We start from the raw sequence: 13,331 nt of genomic DNA, 5'->3' as shown, positions 1-13,331 counted from the left end.
TATTCTATAAAGAGGTGCTAATCCAAATAATAAAAGTCATAGATCAAATCAAGAAGTTACAAAATTATTTCAATCATTTTATATATATAAAATGATTGAAATAATAGAACTGGTAAATGAATCTAGAATAATTTTTAAAAAAAGGATTTAGTAGTAGAGAGGATAGTACTGCACTATATTTACTTATAAAAAGAATGTAATTAACTTATGAATACTAAGTACTATATAAAATCATTTTGCCAGATAAAAGATAATAAAATATCATTAAATAAATCTGTTATATATAAGAATGAAGATACTCTTGATTTTTTAGATTTTATAAAAACAGCTTATAGAAGTTTTGAGATTAATTATCCCAAATTTTTTAAAATGGATGGGCTAAGTAAATTAGCTTTTCTGGCATCAGAAGTTTTATTAAGTAGAGAAAAAATAAACACTGAAGAAGAAAATAATATTGCAATTGTATTTTCAAATAAATCATCAAGTTTAGATACTGATAAAAAGCATCAAGAATCGATTCAAGATAAAGATAACTATTATCCAAGCCCAGCGGTTTTTGTTTATACGTTGCCTAATATTTGTATTGGCGAGATAAGTATTAAATATAAACTACATTCTGAAAATAGTTTTTTTATCTTTGACAGCTTTAATGCAGAATATTTATTAGAGTATACAAAAAGTTTATTGTCAACAAACAAAGCTAAAGAAGTGCTTTGTGGTTGGGTAGAGTTTAATGGAATAGAGTATGAAGCATTTTTATATTTGGTTTCTAAAGAAGGAACTATAGCACATACTAAACAAGAGATAATAAAATTATACAACACATAATATGGAGGTTTTAAAACAAGAGCTAAAAGAAAATATTATAGAACAATTAAATTTAGAAGATATAACCGTCGAAGATATTGCTGATAACGATGTTCTTTTTGGTGATGGTTTAGGTCTAGACTCAATTGATGCATTAGAGTTAATTGTAATGCTTGATAAAAATTATGGTATTAAATTAACAGACCCTAAAGAAGGACGTGCAATTTTTGGATCAATAGAGGTGATGGCAAAATACATTACAGAACACAGAACAAAATAAATAAACTATATTTATTTAGATGAGTAAAGGCGTTGCTATAACCGGAATGGGAATAATTTCTGCTATTGGAAACAATGTTACAGAAAATTACCAATCTCTTATAAATGGTAAAAAAGGAATCTCTAGGATTTCTAAAATCAAAACCATTCATCAAGGAGATATTATGGTTGGTGAAATAGCATCTACAAATCTGGAGTTAGAAAAACAATTGGGACTGACCTCAGATAATAATTATTCAAGAACTGCATTATTAGGAGCTATAGCAGCTAAACAAGCTATAGAACACGCAGGGATTTTAGATATTACTACATATAAAACAGGATTAATTTCTGCCACTAGTGTTGGTGGAATGGATAGAACCGAAGCTTATTATTATGATTATCTCAAAAACAAAGATGTTCAAAAATATATTGAGGGACATCATGCTGGAGATTCAACTCAAAAAATAGCAGAACAATTAGGAATTAAAAAAAGCTTAGTTACTACTATAAGTACAGCTTGCTCTTCTGCCGCAAATGCTATAATGTTTGGAGCAAGGTTAATTAAATCTGGTAAATTAGATAGAGTAGTTGTAGGAGGAACAGATTGTTTGTCTAAGTTTACTATTAACGGATTTAAAACCTTAATGATTTTATCCGATACATATAATACCCCTTTTGATGAGAACAGAAAAGGCTTAAACTTAGGGGAGGCCGCTGCATTTTTAGTCCTAGAGTCAGATAAGGTTGTTACAGCAGAAAGTAGAGATGTATTAGCATATATAAAAGGGTATGGTAATGCAAATGATGCGTACCATCAAACAGCATCTTCAGAGAACGGAGACGGAGCAACTTTAGCTATGCAAAAAGCGTTAGAAGTTGCAAAATTCATACCTGCTGATATTGATTATATAAATGCTCATGGAACTGCAACAGGAAATAATGATTTGTCTGAAGGGCGTGCAATTTTAAGGGTATTTGGAGATAAGCTACCTGAGTTTAGTTCTACAAAAGCATATACAGGGCATACTCTGGCTGCAGCAGGTGCTATTGAAGCTGTTTATGCAGTATTAGCACTTCAAAATAATATAATTTATCCTAATCTAAATTTTGAGACCCAAATGAAAGAATTTAATATTACCCCTCAATTACAACTCAAAAAAAAGGAATTACAATCAGTATTATCTAATTCTTTAGGTTTTGGAGGCAATTGTTCCTCATTAATTTTTTCGAAAAAACAATAATAAATTTTAGAACCTAATATATTGTATAAATGTTTTTTAGTTGAAGATATATGAGTAAAGTGTACATAAATGGTATTGGATCTATTTCATCTCAAAAAACATTTGGTAACAATGATTTTTTAGAGAAAATCCTAGTTTATACTAATAATGTAATTCCTGTAGTTAATCCAGATTATAAAGAATACATTGACCCAGTAGCAGCACGTAGAATGGCAAAAGGAATTAAAATGGGAGTTGTAGCCTCTAGAATAGCATTAAGAGATGCTGGTTTAGAAAATGTGGATGCTATCATTACAGGAACGGGAATGGGTTGTGTTAGAGATTCTGAAAAGTTTGTTAGTGCAATTATAGATAACGACGAAAAATATCTTACACCAACATCATTTATACAATCAACTCATAATACTGTAGGAGGGCAAATCGCTTTAGGACTTCAATGTAAAGGCTATAATTTTACATATGTACACGCAAGCATATCATTTGAGTCAACATTACTAGATGCCAAGCTACAATTAGAAAATGATGAAGCAAATACTATCTTAATAGGAGGGGTTGATGAACAAGGAGAGCATACCATTGCTATCCATAAACTTATCAATCATATAAAACTAGAAAAAATTGAAACTACTAAATTATTAGGCTCTAATACAGCAGGGACAATATTTGGTGAAGGAGCAAATTTCTTTGTGGTGTCAAATAAAAAACAAGATTCTACTTACGCAGAAGTTCTAGCAGTAGAGACTTATAATACTCTCTTAGAAACAGAGGTTTTAAATACTGTAATACTATTTTTAAAAGATAATAATATAAGTGTCGAGAATATAGATGCTATTGTATTAGGTAACAATGGAGACATACAATATGATATGTTTTATAATAAATTAAGCTCAGGTTTATTTAAAGATACCCAACAAGTATACTATAAACATTTATGTGGTGAATTTAATACAGCATCCTCTTTTGGCATATGGCTCGCTTCAAAAATCTTAAAAACTCAAAAACTACCAGAAGCAATTAAAATAAACAAAAAATCAAAAGAAAATTATAGAACTATTTTGTTATACAATCAGTATAGAGGAGAAAATCATAGCCTCACTTTATTGCGTAAATGTTAAATTTTAAAAATGTAAATAGAGTAACAATAATCGTTTTTTTGGTTTTACTTTTAACCAATTATGGGTTTCATGTATCCTTTTGGCTGTATTTTTTATTAGCCATTATATGGTTGATCCTTACAATATGTGGCTCTGGATTAATACAGTGGAACTATCATGTTAAATCTCTAAACTCTAGTAGCGGTATTAAAAAAAATCAAGTAGCGATTACATTTGATGATGGCCCAAATCCTGAGTTTACCCCCTTGGTTTTAAAACTTTTAAAAAAGTATAATGCAAAAGCCACTTTTTTTTGCGTAGGGAAGCATATTGAAGCATATCCAGATTTAGTCAAAAACTGTATTAATGAAGGACATTCTATAGGAAATCATACCTATTCGCACCCTAACTCTTTTGGTTTTTTAAGTACAGAAAAAGTAATTTCAGAGCTTCAACAAACAAATGCTATAGCAAAAAGTGTAGTAGGAGTGGATTTAAAGCTTTACAGGCCCGCTTTTGGAGTAACAAACCCAAGAATAAAAAGAGCATTAAAAGTTACAGGGTTGCAGTCAATAGGATGGAGTATTAGATCTTTGGATACAACATCAAGAAGTTCGGATAAAGTGTTAAAACGAATTACAAAAAAACTATATAAAGGTGATATCATTTTACTTCATGATACAAGTTTAAAAACAATTGTCGTTTTGGAACAGTTATTGTTATTTTTACAACAACAAAATATAGAATCGGTAACGATAGATTCTTTATTTAAGATAAAAGCGTATGCATAAAATTATATGTCTCATATTATTTATCACTACTACTCTACATGCTCAGACTAAAATGAGTATTGCAGAAATCAATGCTTTAAAAGAAAAAGTGAAAACTCACGCTATAGAAACAAAAACTATTTCTAGTGATTTTACACAATACAAGCATTTGGATTTTTTATCGAATGATATTATTACAACAGGAAAACTTGCTTTTAAAACGCCAAATATGGTAAAATGGGAATACATAAAACCTTTTAAGTATTCAGTAATATTTAAAAATGAAACACTTTATATTAATGATGAAGGTAATAAAAACAAGATTGATATAGGTGCTAGTGAACAATTTAAAAAATTAAATCACCTTATCGTTAGTAGTTTAAAAGGAGATATGTTTGATGATAATGAATTTGTCATAAATTATTATAAAAAACAAGGGAATAGCGAAGTTCATTTCGGATCGAAAGACAAAAAATTCAAAAAATATATTAAAGTGTTTTATATTACATTTGACTCTGATGGAGATGTAATTGAAATTAAAATTATAGAGCCTTCAAATGATTATACAAGAATAGTATTTAGTAATAGAATATTAAACTCTTCTTTGCCAGATGAGGTATTTACTCATTAGTTTTTGTTTTTTCTTTGTAGGATGTGCTTCTTACCCAGAGAACAACAATTTTATAAAAAGAGAGATATCTGATTTGGTTCTAAAGAACACATATTTTTCAGATAAACAGAAAGACTATATATATAAAGCAACTATTAATGTAAATGATAAGCCTTTTGGTGGAGTTTTTATTGTAAAAAAAATTAGAAATAACAATCATCGAGTTGTGTTTACCACAGAAATGGGAAACAAAATTTTTGATTTTTCATTTATTAATGAGGACTTTAGAGTAAATTACATTTTAGAGGATCTAAACAAAAAAATTTTAATCAATATTTTAAAAAAAGATTTCAAAGTGTTAATTGAAGAATCCCCTCTGTTTTTAAATGCATTTTCATCTAATAATTACGCGGTTTTTGAAACTAAGATTTATGATAAGAGACATTATTATTATACGATTAGTAATCAAATACATAAAATTGTCAGATCAGGAAAAGGGAAAGAAAAAGTAATTTTCACATTTAAAAATACAGATAATTTTATTGCAAATTTAATTAAAATAGAGCATAAGAATTTAAAGCTTACAATTAATTTGAAATCAATTTAAAAAATGAAAAAGCTTTTAGTAATAGTAATGTTTTTTGGTGTTTTTGGAATCGTATCTGCCCAAAACAAAACATCTTTTGGTTTACGAGGAGGAGCTAATATATCCAACCTTTCCAATTCAGATTTAGAAACTAAATTAGGAGCTTATTTAGGAGCTTTTGTAAATATTAGGTTTTCAGAATTTTATGCTCTTCAACCAGAAGTAGGATATTCAAATCAAGGAGGAGAAACTAAATTTCCGACAGCAGATAATGTCGAAATTCATTATATTTCAATAGCAGCAACAAATAAATTTTTTATCAAAGGTACAGGCTTACATTTTATAATAGCCCCAGGTTTTGATTTTGATTTTGATGATACTCCGGTAAGCCTTATAAACAGAGAGGAAGGTAATGATGTCACGTTTATAGATGTTTCAATTGCCGTGGGGTTAGGGTATGAGTTTAAAAATGGCCTAACTATAGAGGCTAGGTATAAACAAGGAACACTAGATGTTTTTTCTGGAGATTTTCATGATTTTTCAAAAGAACAATTATTGTACGAAGAAAAAAATCAATTCAATGAAGTTTTTCAACTTGGCCTGTCATATAGATTTAATTTCTAATTATTTATGTTATTAAAAGATTTTTACAAAACAAACACATTAATAACTGTTGGAAATATTTCAACAGTTACAATTACTATCAACAAGAATCATAAGATTTTTAAAGGACATTTCCCAGGGAATCCGGTTACTCCTGGTGTTTGTATGATACAAATAATAAAAGAGTTAGCAGAGGGCATTGTAGAAGAAGAGTTGTTTATGGAATCTTCTAATAATATCAAATTTATGGCTATTATAAATCCAGAAAAAAATCCCGATTTAGTTTTAACTTTAGATATAATCAAAATAGAGGATAATCGGTATAAAGTAAAAAATGTAACTACATTTGAAGATACAATAGCATTAAAGTTAACTGCTAACTTTAAAATAAAGTAAATTATTATCATGAAATTTTTAATTGTATTCATATCATTATTTTTTACTATTCTATCCGTAGATCTAGATGTGATTAGAATTGCGTATCGAGAAGCGGCTCATGATAAAACAAAAGTAATGGCACTTAATAAACAGCTATCGGCAATTACTAAAGCAAATAATGCAGCTTTAATAGCCTATAAAGGAGCTGCTATTGCCTTGAAAGCTAAGTATGAAAAAAGTATTAAAGAAAAAAAACGATTGTTTATAGAAGGGGTAACTTATATAGAATTAGCTATAGATAAATCACCAAATGCTATTGAACCTCGATTTATACGTATAGGAATTCAAGAAAATACTCCTAAATTATTAAAGTATAAATCGAATATAAAAGAGGATAAACTATTTATACTTAAAGAATATAAAACTACAAAACCTGAAATTTTAAAAAACCATATTGGAGAGTATATTTTACAATCGAAAGCTTTTAGTGAAGAAGAAAAAGCAGTAATTTTGATCCCTTAAATATTGAAACACTTATAATTGATTGATAAAAGAGTTTACAAATCAAAAAATTGACTTATTCAAAGTATGCGTAATAATTCCTACTTACAATAATTGTAAAACATTAGCACGTGTTATTGATGGAGTATTACTTTATACCACTAATATTATTGTTGTAAATGATGGTGCTACAGACGCCACATTAGAAATACTAAAGAAATATCCCCAAATTCAACAAATTCATTTATCAAAAAACAAAGGAAAAGGTAATGCTTTGCGTATTGGGCTTGCTCATGCACAAAAGCATAATTTTAAGTACGCAATTACTATAGATTCTGATGGGCAGCATTTTTCTGAGGATATTCCTGTTTTTATTACAGCTTTAGAAAAGGCTGAAAATAAAAACATATTGCTCATTGGAGCAAGAAATATGAACCAAGAAAGTGTCCCTAAAAAAAGTAGTTTTGGAAACAAATTTTCAAATTTTTGGTTTTGGGTAGAAACAGGTATAAAACTTAAGGATACACAATCCGGATATAGATTGTACCCGTTAGAAGAATTAGCAAAACTGAATTTTTACACCTCAAAATTTGAATTTGAAATAGAAGTTATTGTAAAGGCAGCATGGAACGACATTATTGTAAAAAATGTTCCTGTTAAAGTATTATATGACGAAACAGAAAGGGTTTCTCATTTTAGACCGTTTAAAGATTTTACAAGAATAAGTATACTTAATACTTGGCTGGTTATGGTTACTTTTTTATATATTAAACCACGAAATTTTTTTCAAAATCTTAAAAAAAAAGGAATTAAACGATTTTTTGTAGAAGATTTTTTAGGTAGCCATGATTCACCAACAAAAAAAGCACTATCAATCGCTTTAGGTACTTTTATTGGTCTTTCCCCTTTTTGGGGATTTCACACAGTGCTTGTTTTTTTTTTAGCGATTACTCTAAAATTAAATAAAGTTATAGCGTTTGGGTTTTCAAATTTGAGTTTACCTCCTTTTATTCCCTTTATAATATATGCAAGTTCTAAAATAGGACAGTTTATCTTAGGAACAAACTACTCTTATACCATAGAAGAAATATCTACAGATTTTGAAGTGTTTAAACACCTTAAAACATATATTGTTGGCAGTTTTTCTTTAGCCATAATTTCTGCAACTCTTTTAGGAGTTTTTAGCTATGTGTTTTTTGTAATTTTTCATAAAAAAATAAATCATAATGAATAGCTTTTTTTATAATCTTTATAAGGCTATTGTTTCTAGAAAGATAGTAGGTTTTGGGACGTTAGTAATCATTATGTCTTTTTTGTTTTTTGTAGCTTCAAAAATTCAATTTGAAGAAGATATTACCAAGCTGATTCCTTCAAGCGATAAAACTTCTGAGATTCAAAAAGTATTAAAAACAGTAAATTTTGCTGATAAAATTATTGTCAATATCACAAGGAAACCTCAAGGTTCTGTTGATGATCTTACACAATACGCCTCACAACTTATAGATAGTATTACTGCAAAATCCGGACAAAACATTAAGCAAATTCAAGGCAATGTTAAAGAAGAGGAGATATTTAATACCTTGGAGTTTGTCTATAAAAATCTTCCTCTTTTTTTACAAAAAAATGATTATAATATCATTAAAAACAAAATTCAAAAAGATAGTATAGAAGCTATAACCAATAGTAATTATAAAATTTTAGTTTCTCCAACAGGAATCATTGCAAAAGATAATATTTTAAAGGATCCGTTAGGGCTGTCATTTATTGCATTAAAAAAATTAAAACAACTTAATTTTGGTGATGGTTTCACATTGCACAATGGTTTTTTACTTAGTAAAGATCAAAATCATATTTTATTATTTATAACTCCTAAGTTAAAATCTAGCGAGACAGCCAAGAATGCTACGTTTGTAGAGGATCTTTATCGAATAAATAATCAACTTAATGATCTTTTTAAAGATAAAGTAAAGAGTGAATATTTTGGAGGGACTTTAATTGCTGTTGCAAATGCTCAACAAATAAAACAAGATATTCAATTAACGATTAGTATTGCGATTACTATCTTATTAATCATACTTGTCTTCTTTTATAAAAAAGTTACTATTCCTATAATTTTATTTGTTCCAACAATTTTTGGAGGGCTATTAGCTATTGCTTTATTGTATTTAATTCGCGCAAAAATTTCTGCAATATCTCTGGGTATCGGTTCTGTATTACTAGGGGTGACTTTAGATTATTCACTTCATATTCTAACACACATAAGAAGCAGCTCTAATATAAAAGCAGTTTACAAAGAAATCACTATTCCAGTTTTAATGAGTAGTCTAACAACAGCTTTAGCTTTTTTGTGTTTATTGTTTTTAGATTCACAAGCACTTCAAGACTTAGGTGTTTTTGCAGCAATTAGTGTTGTAGGATCCTCTTTTTTTGCATTAATTTTTATACCTCAAGTATATAAAAAAACTTCTCAGAAAAAGCCAAAAACAACATTAATTGATAATGCAGCCCAATATCCTTTACATAAAAACAAATGGGTAATTATAACATTAACATTGTTGTTAATAGTAAGCGTGTTTACCTATAACAAAGTCCAATTTAATAAGGATATTTCTAAACTAAACTTTGAACCACAAGAATTAAAAGATGCACAATTAAGATTAGATGCACTAACCAATATAGCTTCAAAATCAATTTATCTGGCGGCTTATGAAAATTCAGAGCAAGGCGCTTTACAAATAAACGACAAGATTTTCGAAAAGCTTCAACTACTAAAAAATGAAGGGAAAGTTATCGATTTTAGCTCTATTGGATCTTTAATTTATTCAGAAAAGACTCAAAAAGAAAGAATTTCGAGATGGAATTCTTTTTGGAATTCTAGTACAATAACAAATACAAAAGCTAATCTTATTGAAAGCGGAAACAAACTAGGCTTTAAATCTACTAGTTTTGGAGCATTTTATACACTCTTAGAGTCTGATTTTAAACCCCTTGAAATTACAGATTATAATGCTTTAAATACGATTTCTATTGCAGATTATATAACAACAAAAGATGATTTCACAACAGTAACAACACTCGTTAAAGTAAAAGATGAAAATGCACAGTATATAGTTGATGTTTTTAAAGACCAATCCCAGACCATAGTTATCGACAGGAAGCATATGAATGAAACCTTTTTAGGGAATTTAAAAAATGACTTTAATAAACTAGTTGGTTACTCATTAATTGTTGTATTACTTATTCTCTTATTATTTTATAGAAGTTTATCTCTTACCTTGGTAACAAGTATTCCTATAGCAATCACATGGTTGTTAACAATTGGTATAATGGGATTATTTTCACTAGAGTTTAACATCTTTAATATTATAATTTCAACCTTTATTTTTGGGCTTGGGATCGACTATAGTATTTTTATGACTAATGGGTTACTGCATGAATATAGAACAGGAGAAAAAGCATTAGCAACCCATAAAACATCTATTATTTTATCTGTTATTACTACTATTTTGGGAGTAGGTGTTTTAATATTTGCCAAACACCCTGCGTTATATACGATATCATTACTTTCTATTATTGGAATATTATCTGCAATTGTTGTTTCATTTACTATTCAGCCCCAGTTATTTAGGCTTTTTATAGGAAGTAAAACAAAAAGACCAACAATGCTTAGGTTATTTATACATTCAGTTCTTTCTTTTGGGTACTATGGTTTAGGAGGTCTATTCCTTTCGCTATTTAGTGTGTTTCTGATAAAAATTGTCCCATTACCTAAAAAAATCAAAATGAAATGGTTTCATGAAATAATGTCAAAATTTATGAAATCAGTATTGTATACAAATCCTTTTATAAGTAAAAAGGTAATTAATCAAGGTAATGAAACCTTTGAGAAGCCAGGAGTTATTATTGCTAATCATACTTCTTTTTTAGACATTTTGGTGATAGGAATGTTATACCCAAAAATTATTTTTTTGGTCAATGATTGGGTGTATAACTCTCCTTTTTTTGGAAAAGCAGTGCGGTTAGCTGGTTTTTACCCAGTGTCTAGTGGTATAGAGAATGGATTAGAGCATTTAAAGAAAAAAATTGACCAAGGGTATTCGCTTATTGCTTTTCCTGAAGGAACACGATCCAATACTAATAAAATTAAACGATTTCATAAAGGAGCATTTTATCTAGCCGAGCAATTTCAATTAGACATCATTCCTATACTTATTCACGGAAATTCTGAAATTCTCCCTAAAGGAAGTTTTATTATTAAAGACGGCAGTGTAACCTTAAAAATATTAGATAGAATAAAAGTAAACGATGCTAGTTTTGGAGAAAACTATGCTAGAAAAACAAAACAAATTGGAGCATATTTTAAAAATCAATTTGAGAAACTCAGAAATGAGATAGAGCATGATGAATACTTTAATAATATTATTCTTGAAGAATATAGATACAAAGGAGACCTTCTTTATAAAGAAGTAGTAAAAGATCTAAAAATTAATAAAGAAATTTACAAAATAATTATAGACACTGTCGGAAAAAAAGAAACGATACTTCATATTTCAAAAGATTCGGGGCAATTAGATTTTCTATTATCTTTAGATAGTACGGACAGGAAAATTATTAATTATATAGAAAAAAAAGATACCAGAAATGTTGTTAGAAATAGCTTTATTTCTAATAATCATAGCAAAATTATTTGCTTAGATGATATAGAAGAAATTTCGTCGTATGAGGCAAGTGTTCTTATAATAAACATAGCCTTAGTCAAACAAAATCAATTAGAAAAACTCTTCAGTAATAAAATCAAACTATTGATTTTATTAAAAGAAAGTAAGGACATACATAAGCAGATAATTACTAATTTAGGGTTTGAAATTATATGCAAAAAGGGTAGTCTGATTATTTTAGGGAAATAAAGTAAAATTCAAAGAATGAAAGAGAATTATGATGTTGTAATTGTAGGAAGTGGTTTAGGAGGATTGGTTTCTGCTATTATTTTAGCGAAAGAAGGTTATAGTGTGTGTGTGTTAGAAAAAAACAATCAATACGGGGGTAATTTACAAACTTTTGTAAGAGATAAAACTATTTTTGATACAGGAGTACATTATATTGGAGGACTTTCTGAGGGGCAAAATCTATATCAATATTTTAAGTATATTGAGATTATTGATGATTTAAAATTGAAAAAACTAGATGAAGATGGTTTTGATATCATAACTTTTGAAGGAGATGAAAAAGAGTATAAACACGCTCAAGGCTATGAAAATTTTATAAAAACCTTAGTCGATCAATTTCCAGAAGAAGAAAAAGCGATTAGAGCCTATTGTAATAAATTAAAAGAAACATGTCGTAAATTTCCGCTTTACCAGTTAGAACATGGTGCTCCTTACTTTGATGATAATGAAATTTTTTCACTTAATGCAAAAGAATATATTAATTCTCTTACGGATAATGAAAAACTTCAGAGCGTACTTGCAGGAACAAATTACCTATATGCAGGAGATAGTGACCGCACACCTTTTTATGTGCATGCATTATGTGTTAATTCATATATCGAAAGCTCATATCGATGTATAAATGGAGGTAGCCAGATAACAAAGATTTTAATTAAAAGATTAAAAGAACAAGGTGGTGAAGTATATAAGCATCATGAAGTTATTAAATTCGAGTTTGATAATGGTAAAATCAATTCTGTTATATGTAAAAATGGTAAAAAAATAAACGGAGATTTATTTATTTCTAACATTGAACCCAAACTTACTTTAAAGCTTGCAGGCAAGGATAAATTTAGAAAATCTTATGTAAATAGAGTAGATAAGATAGAAAGTACCATTGCAGCGTTTACATTATATATGGTGCTAAAACCGAATACTTTTGTTTATCAAAATAAAAACTTCTATCATTTTAATCATCCAGATAGAGTTTGGGATGCCCAAAGTTATACTCAACAAAGTTGGCCAGAAGGATACATGATGTCTATGGGGATTAATAAAAATACAGATCGATATGGAGATAGTATTGCTGTTATGACATATATGAGATATGAGGAAGTTGAACCATGGAAAAATACAGTTAACACAGTAGAAAATAAAAATGAAAGAGGGCAGACTTATGAAGAGTTTAAAGCAGAAAAAGCAGAAAAACTTATAATAGAATTAGAGAAAAAATTTCCTAACATAAGAGATTGTATTCAGAAAATGTATACATCTACACCATTATCTTATCGAGATTATATTGGTAGTAATAAAGGGTCAATGTATGGTTATGTTAAAGATGTTAATAAACCAATGCACTCCTTTATATCTCCAAGAACAAAAATAGAAAATTTAATGTTTACTGGTCAGAGTTTAAACATGCATGGTATTTTAGGGGTTACGATAAGTGCGGTTATTACATGTTCAGAAATAATAGGAAAAGATTATTTGCTCGATAAAATACTAGAAGCCAATAAAGGATGAAAAACTATTTGAACTATGATAAAAAATGAAT

13 protein-coding genes are annotated in these 13,331 nt (G+C 28.5%); all 13 read left to right on the top strand.

The window, feature by feature from the left end; genetic code table 11:
- Nucleotides 1–207 precede the first annotated feature (207 nt).
- Genes H527_RS0109545 through H527_RS0109485 form a run of 13 tightly spaced genes read left to right on the top strand, consistent with a single transcriptional unit; the run spans nt 208 to nt 13,300 of the window.
- Entirely contained in the window at nt 208–828 is a 621-nt protein-coding gene (locus tag H527_RS0109545; RefSeq protein ID WP_027412505.1) for a 3-oxoacyl-ACP synthase, read from the top strand.
- Nucleotide 829: 1 nt separating this feature from the next.
- Nucleotides 830–1,087, top strand: coding sequence for a phosphopantetheine-binding protein (locus H527_RS0109540; RefSeq protein WP_027412504.1), 258 nt, complete (start codon nt 830–832; stop codon nt 1,085–1,087).
- A 19-nt stretch (nt 1,088–1,106) separates the two neighbouring features.
- A complete protein-coding gene (locus tag H527_RS0109535) occupies nt 1,107–2,309 on the top strand; it encodes a beta-ketoacyl-[acyl-carrier-protein] synthase family protein (protein WP_027412503.1) in 1,203 nt (400 codons plus the stop codon).
- A gap of 50 nt (nt 2,310–2,359) precedes the next feature.
- Nucleotides 2,360–3,424, top strand: a complete 1,065-nt coding sequence (locus H527_RS0109530) for a beta-ketoacyl synthase N-terminal-like domain-containing protein (RefSeq protein ID WP_027412502.1) — start codon at nt 2,360–2,362, stop codon at nt 3,422–3,424.
- A gap of 38 nt (nt 3,425–3,462) precedes the next feature.
- A complete protein-coding gene (locus tag H527_RS0109525) occupies nt 3,463–4,194 on the top strand; it encodes a polysaccharide deacetylase family protein (protein ID WP_229809276.1) in 732 nt (243 codons plus the stop codon).
- Nucleotides 4,187–4,804 carry a flexirubin biosynthesis/transport protein LolA2 gene (gene lolA2, locus H527_RS0109520; protein WP_027412500.1) on the top strand — a complete coding sequence of 206 codons (618 nt, stop codon included), beginning with the start codon at nt 4,187–4,189 and terminating at the stop codon, nt 4,802–4,804. The genes H527_RS0109525 and lolA2 overlap by 8 nt, the downstream gene beginning before the upstream one ends.
- Nucleotides 4,785–5,390 carry a flexirubin biosynthesis protein LolB2 gene (lolB2, locus tag H527_RS0109515; RefSeq protein ID WP_027412499.1) on the top strand — a complete coding sequence of 202 codons (606 nt, stop codon included), beginning with the start codon at nt 4,785–4,787 and terminating at the stop codon, nt 5,388–5,390. Before lolA2 ends, lolB2 begins: the two co-directional genes overlap by 20 nt.
- 3 nt (nt 5,391–5,393) lie before the next feature.
- Nucleotides 5,394–5,993, top strand: a complete 600-nt coding sequence (locus H527_RS23120) for a porin family protein (RefSeq protein WP_027412498.1) — start codon at nt 5,394–5,396, stop codon at nt 5,991–5,993.
- A gap of 6 nt (nt 5,994–5,999) precedes the next feature.
- Nucleotides 6,000–6,368 (top strand): ApeI family dehydratase, encoded by a 369-nt coding sequence (locus H527_RS0109505; RefSeq protein WP_027412497.1) that lies wholly within the window; start codon nt 6,000–6,002, stop codon nt 6,366–6,368.
- A 9-nt stretch (nt 6,369–6,377) separates the two neighbouring features.
- The gene (locus H527_RS0109500; RefSeq protein ID WP_027412496.1) at nt 6,378–6,872 is read left to right on the top strand and encodes a hypothetical protein; all 495 of its coding nucleotides are present in this window, start codon (nt 6,378–6,380) and stop codon (nt 6,870–6,872) included.
- 22 nt (nt 6,873–6,894) lie between these two features.
- A complete protein-coding gene (locus tag H527_RS0109495) occupies nt 6,895–8,085 on the top strand; it encodes a DUF2062 domain-containing protein (protein WP_035087756.1) in 1,191 nt (396 codons plus the stop codon).
- Nucleotides 8,078–11,758 (top strand): 1-acyl-sn-glycerol-3-phosphate acyltransferase, encoded by a 3,681-nt coding sequence (locus H527_RS0109490; protein ID WP_027412494.1) that lies wholly within the window; start codon nt 8,078–8,080, stop codon nt 11,756–11,758. The genes H527_RS0109495 and H527_RS0109490 overlap by 8 nt, the downstream gene beginning before the upstream one ends.
- 15 nt (nt 11,759–11,773) lie before the next feature.
- Nucleotides 11,774–13,300 (top strand): phytoene desaturase family protein, encoded by a 1,527-nt coding sequence (locus H527_RS0109485; RefSeq protein WP_027412493.1) that lies wholly within the window; start codon nt 11,774–11,776, stop codon nt 13,298–13,300.
- The last annotated feature ends 31 nt before the right edge of the window (nt 13,301–13,331 follow it).

This window comes from Aquimarina muelleri DSM 19832, assembly GCF_000430665.1.
Taxonomy (GTDB): domain Bacteria; phylum Bacteroidota; class Bacteroidia; order Flavobacteriales; family Flavobacteriaceae; genus Aquimarina; species Aquimarina muelleri.
Note: the sequence above shows the minus strand (reverse complement) of the source record. Positions and strands in the feature narration are given on the sequence as shown.

What these genes read in the sequence shown, in the direction of transcription:
- H527_RS0109545 (WP_027412505.1), top strand. Translation starts at nt 208, where the DNA reads ATGAATACTAAGTACTATATAAAATCATTTTGCCAGATAAAAGATAAT.
- H527_RS0109540 (WP_027412504.1), top strand. Translation starts at nt 830, where the DNA reads ATGGAGGTTTTAAAACAAGAGCTAAAAGAAAATATTATAGAACAATTA.
- H527_RS0109535 (WP_027412503.1), top strand. Translation starts at nt 1,107, where the DNA reads ATGAGTAAAGGCGTTGCTATAACCGGAATGGGAATAATTTCTGCTATT.
- H527_RS0109530 (WP_027412502.1), top strand. Translation starts at nt 2,360, where the DNA reads ATGAGTAAAGTGTACATAAATGGTATTGGATCTATTTCATCTCAAAAA.
- lolA2 (WP_027412500.1), top strand. Translation starts at nt 4,187, where the DNA reads ATGCATAAAATTATATGTCTCATATTATTTATCACTACTACTCTACAT.
- lolB2 (WP_027412499.1), top strand. Translation starts at nt 4,785, where the DNA reads ATGAGGTATTTACTCATTAGTTTTTGTTTTTTCTTTGTAGGATGTGCT.
- H527_RS23120 (WP_027412498.1), top strand. Translation starts at nt 5,394, where the DNA reads ATGAAAAAGCTTTTAGTAATAGTAATGTTTTTTGGTGTTTTTGGAATC.
- H527_RS0109505 (WP_027412497.1), top strand. Translation starts at nt 6,000, where the DNA reads ATGTTATTAAAAGATTTTTACAAAACAAACACATTAATAACTGTTGGA.
- H527_RS0109500 (WP_027412496.1), top strand. Translation starts at nt 6,378, where the DNA reads ATGAAATTTTTAATTGTATTCATATCATTATTTTTTACTATTCTATCC.
- H527_RS0109490 (WP_027412494.1), top strand. Translation starts at nt 8,078, where the DNA reads ATGAATAGCTTTTTTTATAATCTTTATAAGGCTATTGTTTCTAGAAAG.
- H527_RS0109485 (WP_027412493.1), top strand. Translation starts at nt 11,774, where the DNA reads ATGAAAGAGAATTATGATGTTGTAATTGTAGGAAGTGGTTTAGGAGGA.